Genomic DNA, 21,148 nt, shown 5'->3' with positions numbered 1-21,148 from the left:
CGATCCGCTCCACCCTTGCGCGACCTGACGGCCGCAGGACCCGTCGGCCTGATCGGCCGGATTACCACTGCATCGGAGCGGACATGCCGAATACGTTTCATCGCGTGGGGGATGGCCCCCACCCTGTTCTTGTACTACCCGGCTGGTTCGGCGACGCTCACGCGTTCGAACCCGTCGAAGCGTGGCTGTCGCGTGAACACTTCAGCTATGTCTTCATGGACTACCGCGGTTACGGCCGCATGCGCGACGCAGCGGGCCACTACACGATCGACGAGATCGCCGCCGACGCACTTGCACTGGCCGACACGCTCGGTTTCGCGACCTTCAGCGTCGTCGGCCACTCGATGGGCGCGATGGCGGCCGAGAGAATCGCCGTCATCGCACCCAGGCGGGTGCGCGCTCTGGTACCGATCACGCCCGTGCCGTGCGGCGGCCTGCCGTTCGACGCGGAGAAACGCGCGCTATTCGCGCGCGCCGCGGACCACGTCGCCGATCGCCGGACCATCATCGATCGCAGCACCGGCGGCCGGCTGCCCGCCGCCTGGATCGAGTGGAAAGCGGCGTATTCGGCAGCCCGTTCGTCGCCGCCGGCGTTCGGCGCGTACTTCCGCGCATGGGCCGATACGGATTTCAGCGACGAGATCGCCGGCATCCATCCGGTGAAAGTGCTGATCGGCGAGCACGATCCGGCGTTCGACGCGGCACTGATGGCCCGCACCTACCTGCAGCGTTATCCGCTCGCCACCGTCGACGTGCTGCGCAATGCGGGCCACTATCCGATGAACGAGACGCCGCTCGCGCTGGTCGCGGCGATGGAAGCGTTCCTGCTCGCCGTGACGGCTAACCCGGTCGGCACCCACTGACGACGCGCGGCGCGCAAGCAGCATGGTGGCAACGCGCATCACCGCAACATGAACGACATCGCCGACAAGCTGTTCAGCGTGCGCACCACATGCTCGACCGAAGGCCCGTCGAAGCGCAGCGTTACCGCATCGACGCGCTCCAGCGACGGCAGCACGCAGAACAGGTCGGCCAGCGCCGCCGTCTGCACGCGCAGCGTGCAAGTGGCCGGCGCGGGCCGATGGGCACCGGCGCGCACGCCTGCCGACAGTGCGTGCGAAACCGCTTCGCGCGCAGCCGTTGCGATCCGCGCACATGACGCGGCGGGCGTGAGCGTATCGCCGCTCGATGCGCCGCCGGCCGTCTTGACCGTCTCGAAATGCGCATCCGGAAACAGTGGCCGGGTCTCCTCGGCGAACACGTCGTCGCCCGTGGCCAGCGCGACGTGCGCACCGTATTCCCGCGCCAACGCACCGTACAGCCCGGCTTCGCCAAGCTCGACGCCATTCAGCCACACCTGCGTGAACGCGAAGCTGTTGATCGTGTGCGCAAGGATGCCGCGTGTCTGCGACTTCGCGTGATAGCCGATCATGAACACGAGGTCGGGCTGCTGTTCGAGGCCCGTCATCATCCCGAGCGTGCGCGGCTTGCCGAGCACGACGCGCGCACGCGCATCGAGCCCGTCGGGCAGCAGGTTGCGGAAGCCGCCGTGCGAATCGTTGACCCACACGGCCTGCGCGCCGCCCATGAACGCGCCTTCGATCGCCGCGTTCGCCTCGGCGGTCATCCAGCGGCGCGCACGCTCGTATTCCGGATTGCCGGCGCGCGTCTGCTCGGTGGCGAATACGCCGGCGACACCTTCGATGTCGGTCGAAATCAGGATCTTCATGACTGGGTAAGACGTCCTTCGTGGCCTTCGTTGAACAGGCGATCGAGATCGGGCACCGCGTCGCGCAGCGATTGCCGCACGTGGCCGTCGCGCCCGGCCACCGTCACGGCCTGCAGCAGCGCGTCGGCAATCGCGTGCTCGACACTTTCGGCCGCGGCCATGAACAGCGGATCGAGCGCCGCATCGGCGACGAGGGCCGGCAGCGCGATGGTCGATGCGTCGTGCGCGATCGTGTATGCGGTGGAGAATGCGAGCGCGATGTCGCCGCTGCCGTGCCCGTAGACCGAGCCCGTGCGTGCCAGCCCCGCGCCCGCACGGCGCGCGAGCCGCGACAGTTGCCGTGCATCGAGCGGCGCGTCGGTAGCCAGCAACAGGATGATCGAGCCCTGCTCGGGCGGTGCCGCATGCGCGGCCTCCGCCGCGCGCCGTTGCGCGACGATCTGCCCGACCGGCACGCCGCCGAGCGTCAGCATCGGCAGCCGGCCGAAATTCGCGAGCACGAGCGCACCGACCGTATAGGGCCGGTCGGCTGCGACGGCAACGCGCGACGCGGAGCCAATCCCGCCCTTCAGGTCAAAGCTCGACATCCCGCGCCCGGCGCCCACCGCGCCGCGTGCGACGTCACGCGATGCCGCGCGGCACGCGTCGTCGTAATGCGCGGCCGTGACCGCGAACGCCTGGATATCGTTCAGATAGCCGTCGTTGCACTCGAACACGAGCGGGTTGACGGTCGACCAGTCGCGGCCGACCTGCGGATTCGCCGCGATCGCCGCGCGAATCTGCGCCTGCGCGACCGCGCCGACGCCGAACGTATTGGTCAGCGCGATCGGCGTATCGAGCGTGCCGAGCTCGTCGACCTGCACGAGCCCGACGCTCTTGCCGAAGCCGTTGATCACGGCAGCCCCCGCCGGCACCTTGCTGCGGTACACGTCGCCCGGATGCGGCTTCACGACGGTCACGCCCGTTTGCACGTTGCCCGCATCGAGCGTGCAATGGCCGACCGTCACGCCCGGCACGTCGGCGATCGTGCCGCGCGGCCCGGCCGGCAGCGTTGCCGTCCACATGGGTGCGATGCGCATCAGCGGCGCTCCAGCTTCGGATCGAGCGCGTCGCGCAGCCCGTCGCCGAGCAGGTTGAACGCAAGCACGGTCAGGAAGATCGCGAGGCTCGGAAAGATCGCGATGTGCGGCGCCGTCACCATGTCCGCGCGCGCCTCGTTGAGCATCGCGCCCCACTCCGGCGTCGGCGGCTGCGCGCCGAGCCCGAGGAACGACAGGCTCGCGGCCGTGATGATCGACGTGCCGATCCGCATCGTGAAGTAGACGACGACCGACGACACGGTACCCGGCAGGATGTGCCGCATGATGATCGTCCAGTCCGACGCGCCGATGCTGCGCGCGGCCTCGACGTAGGTCATGTGCTTGAGCATCAGCGTGTTGCCACGCACGAGCCGCGCGAACGCCGGGATGCTGAAGATCGCGACCGCGCAGATCACGTTGATCATCCCGTTGCCGAGGATCGCGACCACGCCGATCGCGAGCAGGATGCCCGGGAACGCGAACAGCACGTCGGCAACGCGCATCGTGATGCGATCCCACCAGCCTTCGTAGTAGCCGGCGAGCAGCCCGAAGAACGTGCCGATCACCGCGCCGAGCGCGACCGAGAAGAAGCCGGCCGCAAGCGAGATGCGCGTGCCCGCGATGATCCGGCTGAAGATGTCGCGGCCGAGCGAATCGACGCCGAACCAGTGCACGGCCGACGGCGCCGCGTTCAGCGCGTCGTAGTCGAAATAATTCTCCGGATCGAACGGCACGATGTGCGGGCCGACGAACGCCAGCACGACAAGCGCCAGCACGAAGCCGCCCGCGACGAGCGCGACGGTCTGCTTGCGGAACTTGCGCCAGAATTCGCGCCACGGCGTGCGGATCGCGGTCGGTGCGGCCGGCGCCGCGGTCTGGACTGTCGCGTTCATACGCGCCTCACTTGAACCGGATGGTCGGGTTGATGACCGCGTACAGCACGTCGACGGTCAGGTTGATCAGGATGAACTCAAGCGAAAACAGCAACACGATCGCCTGGATCACGGGGTAGTCGCGCATCGTCACCGCATCGACGAGCAGGCGCCCGAGCCCCGGCCAGTTGAACACGACCTCGACGACGATCGAGCCGCCGAGCAGGAAGCCGAACTGCAGCCCCATCATCGTGACGACCGGGATCATCGCGTTGCGCAGGCAGTGCTTGAGCACCACCATCGGCTCGCGCACGCCCTTCGCGCGTGCGGTACGCACGAAATCCTCGTTCAGCACCTCGACGAACGACGCGCGCGTGAAGCGCGCCATCACGGCCGCGACCGCGGCGCCGAGCGTCAGCGACGGCAGCACGTAGCTCTTCCACGAGCCGTCCGGCACGACCGGCAGCCAGCCGAGCTTCACCGAGAAGATTTCCATCAGCAGCATGCCGAGCGCGAACGCGGGAAACGAGATGCCCGACACCGCGAGCGTCATGCCGAGGCGGTCCGGCCAGCGGTTGCGCCACACTGCCGACGCAATCCCGATCGCCATCCCGAACGCCGTCGCCCACACCATGCTGACGAGCGTCAGCATCAGCGTCGGCATGAAGCGCTCGCCGATCTCGGTCGAGACCGGCCGCTTGCTGCGTGTCGATATGCCGAAATCGCCGTGCGCGATTTTCGTGAAGAAGTTCGCGAACTGCGCGGGCAGCGGGCGGTCGAGTCCGAGATCGGCGCGCACGAGCGCGACCGTCGCGTCGTCGGCTTCGGGCCCGGCCGCGAGCCGCGCCGGATCGCCCGGCAGCAGGTGGACGAACAGGAACACCAGCACCGCGACGATCGCGAGCGTGGGCAGCAGGCCGAACAGGCGTTTGACGAGAAAATTCAGCATGGGGCACCGATCGAATCAGCGTGCCGGCGGCTCGCGCCGCCGGCACCGCATGGCGGACGAGCCGCCGTCATCACCACTGTCATTTCAGCGAGATTTCGTCGAAGTTGAACGAGCCGTCCGGCATCACGTACGCGCCCTGCAGCCGCTTGCTGCGCGCATACACGATCTTCTCCTGCACGAGGAAGATCCACGGTGCATCGGTCCAGATCTGCTTCTGTGCATCGGCGTAGAGGTCGGTCTTCTTCGCGCGATCGACCGTCTCCAGCGCCTTCGCCAGATCGCCGTCGACCGTGTCGTTCTTGTAGTACGCGGTGTTGACGAGCTTCGGCGGCGCCGACGCGCCAGCGAGCAGCGGCGCGATCGCCCAGTTCGCCTCGCCCGTCGACGACGACCAGCCGATGTAGTACATCCGCACCGGCGCCTTCGCCGGGTCCGGCGCGCTCTCGACCTTCGCGACGCGCTCGCCGGCTTCCAGCGCCTGCACCTGCACCTTCACGCCGACCTGCGCGAGCTGCTGCTGCACGAACTGGATCGCCTTCTGCGACGTCGAGTTGTTATACGCGGACCACAGCGTCGTCTCGAAGCCGTTCGGATAGCCGGCTTCCTTCAGCAGCGCGCGCGCCTTCGCCGGGTCGTACGGCCACGGGCCCAGCTTCGTCGCGTAGTCGACACCCTGCGGCACCACACCGGTGGACGGCGTCGCGAAGCCGGAGAACGCGACCTTCGCGAGCGCTTCCTTGTTCACTGCATAGTTCAGCGCCTGGCGCACCTTCGGGTTGTCGAACGGCTTCTGCAGCATGTTCAGCGACACGTAACGCTGCACGATCGACGGCCGCTCCACGATGTCGACCTTCGGGTTGCCCTTCAGGTCGATTGCCTGCTCGAACGGGATGCGGAACGCGAAATCGGCTTCGCCCGTCTTGATCAGCGCGGCACGCGTGTTGTTGTCGACCACCGGCTTCCAGTCGATCGCGTCGATCTTCGGGTAGCCCTTCTTCCAGTAGCCGGCGAACTTCTTCACCTTCAGGTCGTCGGTCTGCTTCCATTCGACGAACTCGAACGGGCCCGTGCCGACCGGGTGCAGCGCGATGTCGCGGCCCCACTTCTTCAGCGCGGCCGGCGAGATCATCACGGCCGACGGGTGCGCAAGCGTGTTGATCAGCGCCGAGAACGGCTCGCGCAGCGTGATCTTCACCGTGTACGGATCGACCACCTCGGTCTTCTCGATCACGCGGAACATGTTGTAGCGCTTCAGGTGGTTCGCGGGATCGGTCACGCGGTCGAAGTTCGCCTTCACGGCCGCCGCATTGAAATCGGTGCCGTCGTGGAACTTCACGCCCTGGCGCAGCTTGATCGTGTAGACCTTCGCATCCGGGCTCGCGTCGTAGCCGGTTGCCAGCACGTTGACGAGCTTCATGTCCTTGTCGAAGCCGAACAGCCCCTGGTAGAACGACTTGACCACGGCCTGCGACACCGTGTCGTTCGCGTCGTACGGGTCCATCGTCGTGAACGTCGAATCCACCGCCATCACCGCGGTCTGCTGCGCGAATGCGGGCACCGCGGCCGACAGCGCGAACGCGCCGGCGAGCGCGACGAAACACGCGCGCGGACGAAACATCGGGAACGGATGCTGCTTGGTCATTTTGCTGGGCTCCTAACGGTGAATCGGTGACGCCTCACGGGCGTTTCGGTTTCGACTTCCTGCAAGTTCGCGCATCGCCGTGGCGATGCATTTCTTCAGTACGCGCCGCCGACGCGGTGTGTCGCGACGTAATGATCGGGGCCGACCGCGACCAGTGGCGCGACGACCGGCTCGTCGCCGACCGCGCGGATCGGGCTCGGGATTTCGTCCGCCGCGAGCTGGCGCGGCGCATGCCGGCGCGCGGGGTCGGCCACCGGCACCGCACTCATCAGCTTCTTCGTGTACGGGTGCTGCGGCGCCTCGAACACCGCACGGCGCGGGCCGATCTCGACGATCTGGCCGAGATACATCACCGCGACGCGATGGCTGATGCGCTCGACGACGGCCATGTCGTGCGAGATGAACAGGTACGCGACGCCAAGCTCGCGCTGCAGGTCGAGCATCAGGTTGACGATCTGCGCCTGCACCGACACGTCGAGTGCCGACACCGACTCGTCGGCGATCACGACCTTCGGATTCAGTGCGAGCGCACGCGCGATCGCGATCCGCTGGCGCTGGCCGCCCGAAAATTCATGCGGATAGCGGCGCGCGGCCTCGGGCGGCAGGCCGACCTTGTCGAGCAGCCAGTCGACGCGCGCCTGCGCTTCGCGGCCGCTCGCGACGCCGTGCACGAGCAGCGGCTCCATGATCGAAAAGCCGACGGTCAGGCGCGGGTTCAGCGACGCGAACGGATCCTGGAAGATGAACTGGATGTTCCGGCGCAGCGCCTGCAGGTCCGGGCCTTTCAGCGCACTGATGTCGCGGCCGTCGAACTCGATCGAGCCGCTCTGCGATTCGACGAGGCGCAGCAGCGAGCGGCCGGTGGTCGACTTGCCGCAGCCCGATTCGCCGACCAGCGCGAGCGTCTCGCCCGCGCGCAGTTCGAAGCTCACGCGCTCGACCGCATGCACGTATTGCGACACGCGGCCGAACACGCCGCTCTTCACCGGGAAGCGCGTCACGAGATCGCTTACGCGCAGGATCGGCGACGCGGACTGATCGACGGGCGGCTGTACATCGTCGTTTGTCGCGGGAGCGGGCGACGCCGCCGGTGCCGCCGCGCTTGCGCCCTCCACCTTCAGCAGCGGGAATTTCTCGGGCGCATCGGTGCCCTGCATCGAGCCGAGTTTCGGCACGGCCGCGAGCAGCGCACGCGTGTAGCGATGCTCCGGTGCCGCGAAGATGCGATCCGATTCGCCCTCCTCGACTTTCTCGCCGCGATACATCACGAGCACGCGGTCGGCCACTTCGGCCACCACGCCCATGTCGTGCGTGATGAAGATCACGCCCATGTTCATTTCGTCCTGCAGCCCGCGCACGAGTTGCAGGATCTGCGCCTGGATCGTCACGTCGAGCGCGGTCGTCGGCTCGTCGGCGATCAGCAGCGACGGCCGGCACGACAGCGCCATCGCGATCATCACGCGCTGCCGCATCCCGCCCGACAACTGGTGCGGATAGCGCGCGAACACGCGGCGCGCCTCCGGGATGCGCACGAGTTCGAGCAGCCGCAGCGTTTCCGCGCGCGCTTCCGACATGCTTTTCGACTGATGCAGCGCGATCGCCTCGCTGATCTGGTCGCCGACGGTAAACACCGGGTTCAGCGACGTCATCGGCTCCTGGAAAATCATCGCGATGTCCGCGCCGCGAATGCCGCGCATCGTCGCGCCGCTGGCCTGCGCAAGATCGACGAGCGCGCCGCCGCGCCGGCGGAACGCGATCCGGCCGTTCGTGATCGCGCCGCCGCCGTGCTCGACGAGCCGCATCAGCGCGAGCGACGTCACCGACTTGCCCGAGCCCGATTCGCCGACGATCGCGAGCGTCTCGCCGCGATCGACGTGAAACGACACGTTGCGCACCGCGTCGAACGTCGTGCCTTCGCGGCGGAACGTGACCGACAGGTCGTCGACGGCCACCACGCGCTGCTCGGGCAGCACCAGGCCGGACGGGTTACGGCTCGAAGTCATCGTGGGTCTCCTCCTCGTGCGGTCCGGTTTCAGGCCGTATCGTCGTCGCGATAGATGCCGACCACCGGCGCTTCACCGACGCGCGCGTAGCCGCGGTACATCCCTTCGGTGTTGAACGGCATCGCGACGTTGCCCTGCGCGTCGACCGCGATGATCCCGCCGCGGCCCGCGAGGCGCGGCAGCTTGTTCATCACGACGTCGTGCGCGGCGTCGGCGAGCGACGCGCCGCGATACGCGATCTGCGCAGCCACGTCATGTGCGGTCGCGAGCCGGATGAACATCTCGCCGGTGCCCGTCGACGACACCGCGCAGGTTGCGTCGTCCGCATAGCAGCCCGCGCCGATGATCGGCGAATCGCCGACACGCCCCGGCTGCTTGTTCGTGATGCCGCCCGTCGACGTCGCCGCCGCGATATGGCCATGCTGGTCGCATGCAACCGCACCGACCGTGCCGTGCTTGCGGTCCGGATCGAGCGGTTCGGGCGGCTGCTGTTGCTGCTGTGATTGCGAAGCGCCGGACGTGAACGTCGCCGCGTCGTGGTCGAGCATCGCGCCCGCCGCTGCACGCGCCTTGACCCACTGCGCGTGACGCGCGTCGGTGTGGAAGTAACCCGGTTCCGCGAGTTCGAGCCCCTGCGCCGCCGCGAACGCATCGGCGCCCTCACCGGCGAACAGCACGTGCTCGCTGGCTTCCATCACGCGCCGCGCGGCCAGCACGGGATTGCGCACGCGCGTCGCACAGCAGATCGCGCCGGCGCCGAGCGTCGCGCCATCCATCACCGCCGCGTCGAGTTCGTGCTTGCCCTCGGCCGTATAGACGGCGCCGCGCCCGGCGTTGAACAGCGGACAGTCCTCGAGCATCCGAACCGCGACGGTGACGGCGTCGAGCGCGCTGCCGCCATCGGCCAGCACCTGCTGCGCGGCGGTCAGGATCGCGGTCAGTTCGGCACGGTACTGACGTTCGGTATCGGAATCCATCGCATCGCGCAGGATCGTGCCTGCGCCGCCGTGAATCGCAACGATCGCGGGTGAAGTCATGTTTTTTTCGGACGGTGAGTAGAAGGATTGGCTGCCGGTGGCGTCGCTTGCGGCTGCATGAGCCAAGGCAGCAGGAATTCGGTCATCTCGGCCGCGGATTTCGCGGACCGGTGCGTGCGCAGCGCGACCGCGTCGATCAGCGCCTCGATCATCGCGAGCACGGCCGCTTCCGACGTGGCCGCGAAGCGACGTTCGGCCTTGACGTACAGGTTCAGCGACGCGATCGGCGCAAGCGGCGATTGCGGGCCGTCGGAGATACCCAGCACGCGTGCACCGCGCGCGGCCGCACGACGGGCGAGTTCGATCGTGTCCTTCACGTAGCGCGGAAACGCGAGCGCGATCACGAGATCGCGCGAGTCGGCCGTATACAGGCGCCGCGCCGCGTGCGACGGGCCGCCGAGCAACGCGAGCGACTGCACGTTGTCATGGCAGACGGACAGCCCGTGCTCCATCAGCCCGGTGAGAAACGCGCTCGACCCCGCGCCGAGGATCAGCACGCGACGCGCGCCGACGATCGCCTCGACCGCGGCCTCGACATCGGCTGCGTCCAGTTGCGCGCGCGTGTTCTCGATGTTCGCGACGGCCTGGTCGAATACCGCGTCGATCCATACGGCGCCACGTACGCCAGGCTCCTGCTCTTGCGCGGAACGCAGCCGCTCGACCGGCCCGAGCGTCGCCTCGAAGCCACGCACCAGCGCCGCGCGCATCGCCGGATAGCCGTCGAAACCGAGCGCCTTCGCGAAGCGGTTCGCGGTCGCGATCGACGCGTTCACGGCCTGCGCGAGTTCGTCGATCCGCATCGTCGCCGCGCGAAACGGGTTCGCGAGCACGAACTCGCCCATGCGGCGGTGGATCGGCGTCATCAACGGCATAGCCGACGCGATCCGCTCGGCAATCGCGGGTTCGTCTTGACTGGCGTCGTGCGGAACGAGAGGCGTCATGCGAAGGGTTATTGCAAGGATAGTGAAAATGAATTTACACAACTCCGATCCGGAAAAGAAATAAATTTTCATCAGGGTTGTCACGCTCCTGTCCGCGCCCGCCGATCGCCCGAACGCTCGGACAGCCCCGCCCCGTGGGCTTTTGGCGCGGAATCGCCGCACGTCGCCACGTGTACTGCCGGCCCTCGCTCATGGGGAAAACCCCGAGCAAGTTCGTTCGAATGCAATTTCACGTTGACCGGATTCGAATTCGAACATAGGATGTTCGAAAATGATCAGTCGTCAGATAACATTAGCCTTCAAAGACGACGAAATGTTCGCTTGAACACCATTATTCCGACGCGAATCGGGAAAATTGGCGCCCATCAAGATCGGACATCGTACGAATAAATCGAAACAAGCCATCCCGAACGGATGATCGTCATGGATCGGGCCGGCGTCACGCGCCGGCCCTGCCCGACAGGAGACAGCAGTGAAGACAGTCAAGGCGTTGCGCTGGTGGATCATCGTGCTCGTATGTCTGGGCACGATCCTCAACTACCTCGCACGGAATTCCCTCGCGGTGCTCGCCCCCGAGCTGAAGCAGGTCTTTTCGATCTCGACGCAGCAGTATTCGTACATCGTCGGCGCATTCCAGATCGGTTACACGATCATGCAGCCGGTGTGCGGCTTCGTCGTCGACCTGATCGGGCTGCGGCTCGGGTTCGCGCTGTTCGCGATGCTCTGGTCGGTTGTCGGCGTCGCGCACGGCTTCGCGTCGGGCTGGCTGTCGCTCGGCATCCTGCGCGGCTTTCTCGGCCTGTTCGAAGCCGCCGCGATTCCGTCCGGGATGAAGGCTGTCGCCGAATGGTTTCCCGATCGCGAGAAATCCGTCGCGGTCGGCTATTTCAACGCGGGCACGTCGCTCGGCGCCGCGATCGCGCCGCCGCTCGTCGTGTTCCTGTCGATGCGGTTCGGCTGGCAGGCCGCGTTCATGGCCACCGGCGCGCTCGGCTTCGTGTGGGCCGCGCTCTGGTACACGCAATACCGGTCGCCCGCGGACCACCCGCGCATCACGCCGCAGGAGCGCGCGCTGATCCGCGACGGCCAGGCGACGATGCCGCCCGTGTCGAAGCGCCGCATCCGCGACGTCGTCACCGCACGGCGCTTCTGGGCCATCGCGCTGCCGCGCTTCTTCGCCGAGCCCGCATGGCAGACCTTCAGCTTCTGGATTCCGCTGTATCTCGCGACCGAGCGCCACATGGAACTCAAGCAGATCGCGATCTTCGCGTGGATGCCGTTTCTCGCGGCCGACCTCGGCGGCATCGCGGGCGGCTACCTGTCGCCATATCTCGCGAAGCGGTTCAAGCTGCCGCTCGTGTGGTCGCGCGTTGCCGGCGTCGCGCTCGGCGCGGTGCTGATGCTCGGGCCCGCGATGATCGGGCTCGTGGCGTCGCCGTACACGGCCATCGCGCTGTTCTGCGTCGGCGGCTTCGCGCACCAGATGATCTCCGCACTCGTCAACACGCTGTCGGCCGACGTGTTCGATTCCGAGGAAGTCGGCACCGCGAGCGGCTTCGCCGGGATGGCCGCGTGGATCGGCGGGCTCGGTTTCTCGCTGCTGGTCGGCGCGCTCGCCGACAAGATCGGCTATGCGCCGCTGTTCGCATGCCTCGGCCTGTTCGACCTCATCGGCGTCACGCTGCTCGCGGTGCTGATCCGCGGGCAGTCGAAGCAGGAACGCCTGCTCGCACGGCACGCCTGACCTTCGCTCTCACCAGGAACCGCATTCATGACTTCGCTTCTTCATCCGCCCGTGTTCCGCGTCGCCGGCCAGCACGCGAACCGTGTGCTGCTCGCGTCCGAGGCGGGCGCAACCGTCGAGATCTTCGTGCTCGAGGACGACATCGTGCGGGTGCGCGTGCTGCCCGACGCGACGGCGCGCAACCCGCGCACGTGGTCGATCGCACCGGGCCTCGACGACGTGCCGCTCGACGGGCGCGACCGCCTCGACCTCGACGGCTTCGCACTGCCCGCCTATACGCTCGTCGAAGACGACGACGGCGTGTGCATCGAGACCGCGCAGATCCGCGTCGCGATCCGCCGGCAAGGCGGCCATTGCACGTGGTCGATGCGCGGCGCGGACGGCACGTGGCGCGTCGCCCTCGCCGACCGCGCGACGCAGGCGTACAACTTCGGCTGGTGGGACGATCGTGCGTATCACTACGTCGCCCGCGAGCGTGGCGACAAGGTGTTCGGCCTCGGCGAACGCGCGGGCGACCTCGATCGCACCGGCGCGCGCTTCGAGATGCGCAACATCGACGCGATGGGCTACAGCGCGAAGCACACCGACCCGCTGTACAAGCACATCCCGTTCTACATTACGTGGTCGCCCGAGGCCTGCCAGGGGTTCGGGCTGTTCTACGACACGCTGTCGGACTGCTCGTTCGACATGGGCCGCGAGCTCGACAACTATCACGGCCCGTACCGCTATTTCGTCGCCGAGCACGGCGATCTCGACTACTACTTCATCGCGTCGCCCGACACGCCGCTCGCGGCCGCGCGGCGCTTCACGTGGCTCACCGGGCGCCCCGCGCGCACGCCGAAATGGGGGCTCGGCTATTCGGGCTCGACGATGAGCTACACCGATGCGCCGGACGCGCAGCAGCAGATGAACCAGTTCGTCGAGCAGTGCGACACGCACGACATCCTGTGCGATTCGTTCCACCTGTCGTCGGGCTATACGTCGATCGGCGCGAAGCGCTACGTGTTCAACTGGAACCGCGACAAGTTTCCCGACGCGAAGGGCTTCGTGAAGCATTACCGCGACCACGGCATCCGCCTGTGCGCGAACATCAAGCCGTGCCTGCTGCGTGACCATCCCGCATTCGAAGATGCCGCGAAGCGTGGGCTGCTGATCCGCTCGGCATCCGGCGAGCCCGCATGGGTGCAGTTCTGGGACGAGGTCGGTGCGTATCTCGACTTCACGCAGCCTGACGCGTACCGCTGGTGGCGCGAGCAGGTCACGTCGGCGCTGCTCGAATACGGGATCGAGTCGACCTGGAACGACAACAACGAGTACGAGATCTGGTCGCCCGATGCGATCGCGCACGGCTTCGGCCAGCCGTATCCCGCGCGCGAGGCAAAGGTGCTGCAGACGATGCTGATGATGCGCGCGTCGCGCGAAGCGCAGCGCGCGCATGCGCCGGCGCAGCGGCCGTTCCTCGTGTCGCGCTCCGGCGGCGCCGGCATGCAGCGCTATGTACAGACCTGGTCCGGCGACAACTACACGTCGTGGGAAACCTTGCGCTACAACCTGAAGATGGGCCTCGGGCTCGCGCTGTCGGGCGTGTCGAACATCGGTCATGACATCGGCGGCTTCTCCGGGCCCGCGCCGTCGCCCGAACTGCTGCTGCGCTGGGTGCAGTTCGGCATCTTCATGCCGCGCTTCAGCATCCATTCATGGAACGACGACGGCACCGTCAACGAACCGTGGATGTACCCGGAGATCACCGCGCAGATCGCGTCGCTGATCAAGCAGCGCTACCGGCTGCTGCCCTACCTCTATCACCTGCTGTGGCTGTCGACGACGCGCTACGAGCCCGTGCTGCGGCCGACCTTCGCCGATTTCCCCGGCGATGCGCGCTGCTACGACGAAGGTGACGACATGATGCTCGGCGACGCGCTGCTCGTCGCGCCGGTGGTCGATCCCGGCCTGGCGGAACGCACCGCCTACCTGCCGTCGGGCGCGCGCTGGATGTGCTGCGCAAGCGCGCAGTCGTTCGACGGCGGGACGAGCGTGACGCTGCCCGCGCCGCTCGACACGCCGGTGATGCTGCTGCGCGAGGGCCGCGTGCTGCCGCTGAACGTCGCGGAACAGCATTTCGGCGCACGTGCCGACACGCGCGGCTTCCTCGTCGCGCCGCGTGTCGAGGACGGTGTCGCGTACGGCGAATGCGTCGAGGACGACGGCGAAACGGAAGCATGGCGCGACGGCGACTACGGGCTGTGGCGCATCGAGACCGGCCGCGAGGCGTCGGGCGTGCTCGGCGTATCGGTGCGCTGGGACGGCCGCCCGGCACGCCCGGCCGACCGCGTCGAGATCCTGTTGCCCGCGTCGCTGCAAGGCCCGGTCGCCGTGCGCGGCGCGCGCGTCGAGCAGGATGCGCAGGATGGCACGTGGCGCCGCCTCGTTGTCGCGTTCGACAGCTGAACCGCATTACCGAGGCAAGGCGGGCCGTTCACGCGGCCCGCCGCCCACCGCAGAGGAGGCGACCGAGCCTCCCGCCCCTTTGAAAAGATGAAGAGATCTGGAGATCGTCAATGAAAGCACCCGTCAACCGCTATGCAATCCTCATTTTATCGGCCGCGTCGCTCGGTACGACCGCCGCGCACGCGCAGAGCAGCGTGACGCTGTACGGCGTCGTCGACGATTCGCTCGCGTACGTGAACAACCAGCAGGGCCATTCGAACCTCTACATGCGCGACGGCAACCTGTACGCGTCGAAGTTCGGTCTGCGCGGCGACGAGGATCTCGGCGGCGGCACGCATGCGATCTTCGACCTGCAATCCGGCTTCAACCTGAACAACGGTGCGCAATCCGCCGCCGGCCTGATCTTCAATCGCCAGGCGTTCGTCGGCCTGCGCAACGATCACTACGGCACGATGACCGCCGGCCGCCAGTACACGCCCTACTTCCTGTTCGTCGGCCCGTACGCGTCGAGCAGCTGGCTGACCGGCGCGACGGGCGCGCATCCGGGCGACATCGACGGCCTCGACACGACGACCCGCGTGAACAACTCGGTCACCTATACGTCGCCGACCTTCGCCGGGCTGACCGCGAGCGCGATGTACGCATTCGGCGGCATTGCAGGCGCGACCGGCAAGGGCAACACGTTCAGCGCCGCGCTGCGCTATGCGAACGGTCCGATCGGCGTTGCGGCCGGCTACCTGCGCATCAACAGCTCGGGCTCGTCGGCCGGCTTCCTGAATCCGGCGACTGCCGCGTCGGGCAGCTTCGCGGTGTCCGTGCTGAACCAGGGCTACCTCACCGCGAAGGCCGTCGAGCAGCTCGCGGCGGCCGGCAACTACACGCTCGGCGACCTGACGGTGGGTCTCAACTATTCGAACGTGAAGTACCTGCCCGGCAACGGCTCCGCGTTCACGGACACGGCCGTGTTCAACACCTACGGCGCGCTCGCCGCGTACCGCTTCACGCCGGTGTTCTCGGTGGCCGGCGCGTTCGCGTACACGCTCGCGTCGAAGGCGAACGGCGTCAACAGTGCGGCCCGCTACCAGCAGTATTCGCTGAAGGAGTCGTACAGTCTGTCGAAGCGCACGACGCTCTATGCACTGCAGGCGTACACGCATTCGAGCGGGCAGACGCTCGGAGCACAAGGTGCCGGCCACGTGATCGACGCGGCACCGATCGTCGGCGATTCGCAGCAGCTCACGCCGTCGACGACGCACGGCCAGTTCGTCGGCATGGCCGGCATCGCCGTCACGTTCTGAACCCGCGCGGCAGCGCCTTCGGCGCGCTTGCCCTTACCCCGGACGACACGCATTTCTCGCACTCCACGCGTGCCGTCCGGGCGCCCGATACACGTCCGCCACCGCGTTTTCAGCGCCCTGTCAGCCCGCCGGGCGAACCCCGCGGGTTTTCTCGATCCCCTCAATACCTTACAATTCGTCAGGTTTTCCCTTCTGCATGCCCCCTTCTTGCAGTCCTGACACCGCGGTACACTCGACGCACGCCGTATCAGGGTCCGACGCGTGACGTACGCGCCGGGCGGCGTCGCGCCTCGTTGCGCCCACAACTGGATGCCCGCCATGCCAGATTCCCGTCCCTCGCCCCGCACGACATTCAAGCCGCAGGTCGTCCTGCCCGCGCTCGCGGTCATCGGTGCGCTGCTCGTCGTGTGCGCGTTGCGCCCGAGCGAAGCCGGCGCGCTGTTCTCCGCCGGCCAGCAATGGGTCATCGCGCGCTTCGACTGGTTCTACGTGCTCGCCGTCACCGGCTTCCTCGTGTTTCTCGTGCTGATCGCCGCGAGCGACTTCGGCAACATCCGGCTCGGCCCCGACGATGCCGAACCCGAATTCAGCTTCGTATCGTGGACAGCGATGCTGTTCGCAGCCGGCATGGGCATCGGCCTCATGTATTTCGGCGTCGGCGAGCCGATGCAGCACTTCCTGAAACCGCCGACCGTCGACCCCGGCACGCCCGCCGCCGCGCGCGAGGCGATGCTGATGACGTTCTTCCATTGGGGCTTCCACGCGTGGGCGATCTACGGGCTGATGGGGCTCGTGCTCGCCTACTTCGGCTTCCGCTACAACCTGCCGCTGACGCTGCGCTCGGGGCTGTATCCGGTGCTGCGCGAGCGCATCAACGGCTGGATCGGCCACACGGTCGACGCGTTCGCGCTGGTCGGCACGGTCGCCGGCATCGCGACGACGCTCGGCTACGGGGTGATGCAGCTGAGCGCGGGCCTGCATACCGTCGCCGGCTGGGACACCGGCAGCAACCTGTTTCGCATCGGGCTCGTCGCGGTCGTCGTGATCCTCGCGGGCGTATCGGCCGCAACCGGCCTCGACAAGGGCGTGCGGCGGCTGTCCGAGCTGAACCTGCTGCTGGCGTTCCTGCTGCTCGCGTTCGTGGTCGTCGCGGGCCCGACCGCCTTCCTGCTGCGCGCGCTCGGCGACAACATCGGCCAGTACCTGTCGAGCCTCGTCGACCTGTCGTTCCGCACGTACGCATACGCACCGCCGCGCGAGGAAGGCTGGTTCGGCGGCTGGACGATCCTCTACTGGGCATGGTGGGTGTCGTGGTCGCCGTTCGTCGGCATGTTCATCGCGCGCATCTCGCGCGGCCGCACGATTCGCCAGTTCGTGATCGGCGTGCTGCTCGTGCCGACCGCGTTCAACCTCGTATGGATGACCGTGTTCGGCAACAGCGCGATCTGGCTCGATACCCACGGCGCGGCCGGCGCGCTCGCGCAGACGGCCACCAATGTCGACGCACTGCTGTTCCGCTTCTTCGACTTCCTGCCGATGCCGCAACTGCTGTCGATCGTCGCGATCGTGCTGATCGCGGTGTTCTTCGTCACGTCCGCCGATTCGGGCGCATTCGTGATCGACCAGATCGCGACGCGCGGCAACGCGCACTCGCCCGTGTGGCAACGGCTGTTCTGGGCCGCGCTGCTCGGCGTGACGGCCGCGGTGTTGCTCGTCGCAGGCGGGCTCGGCGCGTTGCAGGCGATGACGCTGATCGCCGCGCTGCCGGTCGCGATCATCATGATCGCACTCTGCTACGGGCTGTGGCGCGGGCTCGCGGCCGACCGCGTGCACTATTCGCAGGACGTCGCGCCCGCGACGAGCTTCTGGACCGGCCAGCACTGGCGCCACCGCCTGACCCACATCCTGCGGCAGACGACCGAAGCCGAAGCGCGCCAGTTCGTCGCCGAGACGGTCGAGCCCGCGTTGCGCAAAGTCGCCGACGAGCTGCGCGCGAGCGGCGTCGATGCAAACGTGCAGCGCGACAGCGACGATGCCGTACGGCTCACCGTGCCGACCGCCGACCACCGCGATTTCGTGTACGGCGTGCGCGTGACCGTGAAATCCGCGGCCGCGTTCCTGGTGCGCGAGGCGGCCGAGCCGGAAGCGGAACGGGCCCACGTGTACGGGATCGTTACGTTCTTCGAGGACGGGCGACTCGGCTACGACGTCGAATACCTGCGCGGCGACGAAGTGATTGCCGACGTGCTGCGCCAGTACGAGCGCTACGTGTCGCTCGCGGCCGACAAGCGCACGCATCTGCTGAGCCGCGCGCCGGGGCACGCGACGGAGGCCGAATGAGCCCCGCCTTTGGTGTGCCGGGGCGACCTGCTACGCGCGACGGAGCCGCACGATGACCGGGCTCCTGCAAAGCCGCGCGTCCGATGTCATCGCGCTCGGCACGCTCGCCCTGCTCTACCTTGGCGGCGCCGGCATCGCGCTGTGGCGAATCCGGGCCGCGGCGCCGCGCGGCAAGGTCTACTGGATCGTCTGCGCGGCGCTGCTCGCCGGCGGCGCCATCGCGATGGGCATCAACCTGTCGCCGATGCCGGACACCGGGGACATGCCGCCCGGGTTTGCGCTCGGCGTCGAAGCCGTCCTGCTCGGTCTCGCGTTGGTCGCTGGCGGTTGCGCGTGGTTGATGCTGCGAGCGCGGCGACGCTGACGCGCATGCATCACGCGGCCCGGCTTCGTCCCGCGCGAGCGACAACGTGCGGGGCGAACCGGCCGCCCCTTCCGTGATCCATTTCTTGAGCGCAACACGTTATGCGGACGGTGCCCGCGCCGTCACGAGCCAGCATGCTGCGTCGAAGCGCACATCCGCGCCGTCGATGTAAGGCGCGAACGCGGCACGCATCGTGTCGACCACGCGTCGCCGCGTTGCATCGTCCACCGGCAGCAACGCGAGCCCGACCGGGCCCAGCCGCGTGATGTAGTCGTCCAGCGCGGGCTCGGGCAGCGCGCACGCCAGATCGACCGGCTCGATCGCGATGTCCGCCCAGCCGCTGTCCGACAGCACCGATGCGATCCGCTGCCGGTCGCCGAACGCGAATTGCCCCGGCGCGCCGGGCCGCCGCGCGGGCAGGTTCGGCAGCAACGGCGCGGCGGCCCGCTCGGCGATCGTCATGAACGGATTGTCGGCCGCGCCGCGCCACGCGACGAACCGCATCCGCGCATTCGGCCGCGCTGCATGCCGCAGATTCGCAAAAGCCCGAACCGGATCGTCGAAGAACATCACGCCGAGGCGCGACACGATCAGGTCGACGCTCGCGGTCTCGAACGCGTGCGTCTGCACGTCCGCGCACACGAAGCGGACGGGAACGCCGCTGCGTTCGGCACGCGCCTGCGCGGCGTCGATCATCCGGGCCGAGATATCGATACCCGTGCATTGCGCGTCCGCACCGAGCCGCCGCGCGATCGCGAGCGTGACGGCGCCCGTGCCGCAGCCGACGTCGAGCACGCTGCACGCGGACGACGGGGCCGCCGCATCCACGAGCAACTTCTCCAGCGGTTCGAACATCCGGTCGATCGGCGCCTGTGTATCGACCCACGCGCGCCCCGACGGGCCGTTCCATAGCGCGGATTGTTCATCATTGGGCCGGCTGGTTTCCATCGTCGATTCCCCTTCTGGTTCGTTGATCGTGCCTCGCACTGTGCTGCTTCAAGCCGGCTTGAGGTCAAGGCCCTCCGGCCGCGACCTGCCGCTGCAATGTCGACGCCCGGCCAGCGTGCAAGCCCCTGTCGCCCCCCGTTCTTTTCACATTTCTTACATTCGTGTTGCGTATCGTTGACGACTTTCCTACGGTGCCTCTCATGCGACGACTCCTCACGCGCGCGCTGCTCGTGCGCTGCGCTCCCCTTGTTGCCCTCGCCGCGCTGTCCGCGTGCTCGAACCACATCGATTCGCCGGCCGACCCGGCGAGTGCGTCGGTCAACGTCCAGGCCGCATGGGTCGAGATCGGCGAGTCGAACCAGGCGATCGCGCGCGTCATCACGAACTACACGCCCGCGTCGGCCAGCGATCCGCTGTGCCCGCAACTGACCGTCGACGGCAAGCTGTTGCGCATGTCGCTGCGCACGGGCGCCGCGACCATCGCCCAGCGGCCGACCGCCAGCGATCCGTCCGATTCGAAGCCGTCGAGCTTCCCGGTGTCCGTCTGCGAGATGACGCTGCCGGCCGGCGCGCAGGCGGCAAACGTCGCGGGCCGCACGCTGCCGCTGCCGAAGGCGCAGCCGCAACGCATCGCGATCATCGCCGACACCGGCTGCCGCATGAAGAAGGCCGACAACGCGTGGCAGGCGTGCAACGACGCGTCGGTCTGGCCGCTCGACACGATCGCGGCCAGCGTCGCGAAACTGTCGCCCGATCTCGTGATGCACATCGGCGACTACCACTATCGCGAGAACGCGTGCCCGCCGGACATCGCCGGCTGCAAGGACAGCCCGTGGGGCTATGGCTGGGATACGTGGCAGGCCGACCTGTTCCGTCCGGCCGCCCCGCTGCTCGCGAAGGCACCGTGGGTCGTCGTGCGCGGCAACCACGAGGAATGTGCGCGCGCGGGCCAGGGCTGGTTCCGCTTCCTCGATCCGCGCCCGTATTCGGCCGCGCGCTCGTGTGACGATCCGGCCAACGACAACAACGCGAACTATTCGGAACCCTATGCGGTGTCGCTCGGCGGCGGCTCGCAGGTGATCGTGTTCGACACCGCGAAGGTCGGCCGCACGCCGCTGAAGACGACCGACGCGCAATTCGGCATCTACCAGAAGCAGTTCCAGACGGTCGCCGCGCTCGCGTCGAAGGCCGGCATGACGACGACGATCTTCACGAACCACCATCCGATTCTCGCGTTCGCGCCGATCGCCGGCAGCACGCCCGCGCCGGGCAACCTCGCGCTGCAATCGGTGATGTCGAGCCTCAACGCGCAGGCGTACTATCCGCCCGGCGTGCACGTCGCGCTGCACGGGCACGTACACGACTTCCAGGCGATCAACTTCTCGTCCGGGCATCCGGCGACGATCGTGTCCGGCAACGGCGGCGACAATCTCGACGTCGCGCTGCCCGACCCGTTCCCGGCCGGCCTGACGCCCGCACCGGGCGCCGTGATCGAGCGGCTGTCGCACAACAACAGCTTCGGCTTCCTGATCATGGAACGCCGCGCCGCCCCGGCGACCGGCTGGGTGTTCCACGCGTACTCGGCGGCCGGCAAGCTGCTCGCGTCGTGCAACCAGTCGGGCACGACGCTCGCCTGCGACAAGACGGGGTTCATTGCGCCGTGAGTGAAGGAGTTCGATGTGACGGCCGCGATGCAGGCGGCCTGCAAACGCTGCGCGCGCTGGCCACGGCGGCCGTGCTCGCCGGCCTGGCGA

16 protein-coding genes are annotated in these 21,148 nt (G+C 67.9%); 7 read left to right on the top strand and 9 right to left on the bottom strand.

Translation table 11 applies throughout. From position 1 onward, the window contains the following. Positions 1–83 precede the first annotated feature (83 nt). The gene (locus G3O00_RS21300) at positions 84–863 is read left to right on the top strand and encodes an alpha/beta hydrolase (RefSeq protein WP_206144226.1); all 780 of its coding nucleotides are present in this window, start codon (positions 84–86) and stop codon (positions 861–863) included. 38 nt (positions 864–901) lie between these two features. Here the strand turns inward: G3O00_RS21300 and G3O00_RS21295 are convergent, their stop codons facing one another. From G3O00_RS21295 to G3O00_RS21260, 8 genes are all read right to left on the bottom strand, one after another. Further along, on the bottom strand, positions 902–1,729 hold the full coding sequence (locus G3O00_RS21295) for a M55 family metallopeptidase (protein ID WP_206144225.1): 828 nt from the start codon (positions 1,727–1,729) through the stop codon (positions 902–904). Continuing rightward, a complete protein-coding gene (locus G3O00_RS21290) occupies positions 1,726–2,808 on the bottom strand; it encodes a P1 family peptidase (protein ID WP_174932327.1) in 1,083 nt (360 codons plus the stop codon). Before G3O00_RS21290 ends, G3O00_RS21295 begins: the two co-directional genes overlap by 4 nt. Next, positions 2,808–3,701 carry a glutathione ABC transporter permease GsiD gene (gene gsiD, locus G3O00_RS21285; RefSeq protein WP_011355465.1) on the bottom strand — a complete coding sequence of 298 codons (894 nt, stop codon included), beginning with the start codon at positions 3,699–3,701 and terminating at the stop codon, positions 2,808–2,810. The genes G3O00_RS21290 and gsiD overlap by 1 nt, the downstream gene beginning before the upstream one ends. 7 nt (positions 3,702–3,708) lie before the next feature. Beyond that, complete coding sequence (gsiC, locus tag G3O00_RS21280; protein WP_174932325.1) at positions 3,709–4,629, bottom strand: glutathione ABC transporter permease GsiC; 921 nt, start codon at positions 4,627–4,629, stop codon at positions 3,709–3,711. A 79-nt stretch (positions 4,630–4,708) separates the two neighbouring features. Then, positions 4,709–6,271, bottom strand: coding sequence for a glutathione ABC transporter substrate-binding protein GsiB (gene gsiB, locus G3O00_RS21275; protein WP_206144224.1), 1,563 nt, complete (start codon positions 6,269–6,271; stop codon positions 4,709–4,711). A 95-nt stretch (positions 6,272–6,366) separates the two neighbouring features. Continuing rightward, entirely contained in the window at positions 6,367–8,274 is a 1,908-nt protein-coding gene (locus G3O00_RS21270) for a dipeptide ABC transporter ATP-binding protein (protein ID WP_174932321.1), read from the bottom strand. Between the two features lie 29 nt (positions 8,275–8,303). Beyond that, complete coding sequence (locus G3O00_RS21265; RefSeq protein WP_206144223.1) at positions 8,304–9,311, bottom strand: isoaspartyl peptidase/L-asparaginase; 1,008 nt, start codon at positions 9,309–9,311, stop codon at positions 8,304–8,306. Continuing rightward, positions 9,308–10,252, bottom strand: coding sequence for a MurR/RpiR family transcriptional regulator (locus G3O00_RS21260; RefSeq protein WP_041493328.1), 945 nt, complete (start codon positions 10,250–10,252; stop codon positions 9,308–9,310). The genes G3O00_RS21265 and G3O00_RS21260 overlap by 4 nt, the downstream gene beginning before the upstream one ends. Positions 10,253–10,724: 472 nt before the next feature. Here G3O00_RS21260 and G3O00_RS21255 point away from each other — a divergent pair, with 472 nt between their 5' ends. The 5 genes from G3O00_RS21255 to G3O00_RS21235 all read left to right on the top strand — a co-directional run bounded on the left by G3O00_RS21255 (position 10,725) and on the right by G3O00_RS21235 (position 18,446). Further along, the gene (locus tag G3O00_RS21255) at positions 10,725–11,996 is read left to right on the top strand and encodes an MFS transporter (protein WP_174932319.1); all 1,272 of its coding nucleotides are present in this window, start codon (positions 10,725–10,727) and stop codon (positions 11,994–11,996) included. 27 nt (positions 11,997–12,023) lie between these two features. Then, positions 12,024–14,444 (top strand): glycoside hydrolase family 31 protein, encoded by a 2,421-nt coding sequence (locus tag G3O00_RS21250; RefSeq protein ID WP_206144222.1) that lies wholly within the window; start codon positions 12,024–12,026, stop codon positions 14,442–14,444. A 110-nt stretch (positions 14,445–14,554) separates the two neighbouring features. Next, positions 14,555–15,742: a porin gene (locus G3O00_RS21245; protein WP_174932315.1), complete on the top strand. Its 1,188-nt coding sequence runs from the start codon at positions 14,555–14,557 to the stop codon at positions 15,740–15,742. Positions 15,743–16,060: 318 nt separating this feature from the next. Beyond that, complete coding sequence (locus G3O00_RS21240; protein ID WP_206144221.1) at positions 16,061–18,082, top strand: BCCT family transporter; 2,022 nt, start codon at positions 16,061–16,063, stop codon at positions 18,080–18,082. Positions 18,083–18,134: 52 nt separating this feature from the next. Next, a complete protein-coding gene (locus tag G3O00_RS21235) occupies positions 18,135–18,446 on the top strand; it encodes a hypothetical protein (RefSeq protein ID WP_011355475.1) in 312 nt (103 codons plus the stop codon). Between the two features lie 99 nt (positions 18,447–18,545). Here G3O00_RS21235 and G3O00_RS21230 read toward each other — a convergent pair whose 3' ends face one another. Beyond that, the gene (locus G3O00_RS21230) at positions 18,546–19,394 is read right to left on the bottom strand and encodes a class I SAM-dependent methyltransferase (protein ID WP_206144220.1); all 849 of its coding nucleotides are present in this window, start codon (positions 19,392–19,394) and stop codon (positions 18,546–18,548) included. 200 nt (positions 19,395–19,594) lie between these two features. Between G3O00_RS21230 and G3O00_RS21225 the strand changes: the two genes are divergently transcribed. Next, entirely contained in the window at positions 19,595–21,058 is a 1,464-nt protein-coding gene (locus G3O00_RS21225; protein ID WP_206144219.1) for a metallophosphoesterase, read from the top strand. The last annotated feature ends 90 nt before the right edge of the window (positions 21,059–21,148 follow it).

It is taken from the genome of Burkholderia sp. Ac-20384, from assembly GCF_017104605.1.
In the GTDB taxonomy this organism is placed as follows: Bacteria; Pseudomonadota; Gammaproteobacteria; order Burkholderiales; family Burkholderiaceae; genus Burkholderia; species Burkholderia lata.
This window is presented reverse-complemented; position numbering and strand designations above follow the sequence as displayed.

What these genes read in the sequence shown, in the direction of transcription:
- G3O00_RS21300 (WP_206144226.1), top strand. Translation starts at nt 84, where the DNA reads ATGCCGAATACGTTTCATCGCGTGGGGGATGGCCCCCACCCTGTTCTT.
- G3O00_RS21295 (WP_206144225.1), bottom strand. Translation starts at nt 1,729, where the DNA reads ATGAAGATCCTGATTTCGACCGACATCGAAGGTGTCGCCGGCGTATTC.
- G3O00_RS21290 (WP_174932327.1), bottom strand. Translation starts at nt 2,808, where the DNA reads ATGCGCATCGCACCCATGTGGACGGCAACGCTGCCGGCCGGGCCGCGC.
- gsiD (WP_011355465.1), bottom strand. Translation starts at nt 3,701, where the DNA reads ATGAACGCGACAGTCCAGACCGCGGCGCCGGCCGCACCGACCGCGATC.
- gsiC (WP_174932325.1), bottom strand. Translation starts at nt 4,629, where the DNA reads ATGCTGAATTTTCTCGTCAAACGCCTGTTCGGCCTGCTGCCCACGCTC.
- gsiB (WP_206144224.1), bottom strand. Translation starts at nt 6,271, where the DNA reads ATGACCAAGCAGCATCCGTTCCCGATGTTTCGTCCGCGCGCGTGTTTC.
- G3O00_RS21270 (WP_174932321.1), bottom strand. Translation starts at nt 8,274, where the DNA reads ATGACTTCGAGCCGTAACCCGTCCGGCCTGGTGCTGCCCGAGCAGCGC.
- G3O00_RS21265 (WP_206144223.1), bottom strand. Translation starts at nt 9,311, where the DNA reads ATGACTTCACCCGCGATCGTTGCGATTCACGGCGGCGCAGGCACGATC.
- G3O00_RS21260 (WP_041493328.1), bottom strand. Translation starts at nt 10,252, where the DNA reads ATGACGCCTCTCGTTCCGCACGACGCCAGTCAAGACGAACCCGCGATT.
- G3O00_RS21250 (WP_206144222.1), top strand. Translation starts at nt 12,024, where the DNA reads ATGACTTCGCTTCTTCATCCGCCCGTGTTCCGCGTCGCCGGCCAGCAC.
- G3O00_RS21245 (WP_174932315.1), top strand. Translation starts at nt 14,555, where the DNA reads ATGAAAGCACCCGTCAACCGCTATGCAATCCTCATTTTATCGGCCGCG.
- G3O00_RS21240 (WP_206144221.1), top strand. Translation starts at nt 16,061, where the DNA reads ATGCCAGATTCCCGTCCCTCGCCCCGCACGACATTCAAGCCGCAGGTC.
- G3O00_RS21235 (WP_011355475.1), top strand. Translation starts at nt 18,135, where the DNA reads ATGACCGGGCTCCTGCAAAGCCGCGCGTCCGATGTCATCGCGCTCGGC.
- G3O00_RS21230 (WP_206144220.1), bottom strand. Translation starts at nt 19,394, where the DNA reads ATGGAAACCAGCCGGCCCAATGATGAACAATCCGCGCTATGGAACGGC.
- G3O00_RS21225 (WP_206144219.1), top strand. Translation starts at nt 19,595, where the DNA reads ATGCGACGACTCCTCACGCGCGCGCTGCTCGTGCGCTGCGCTCCCCTT.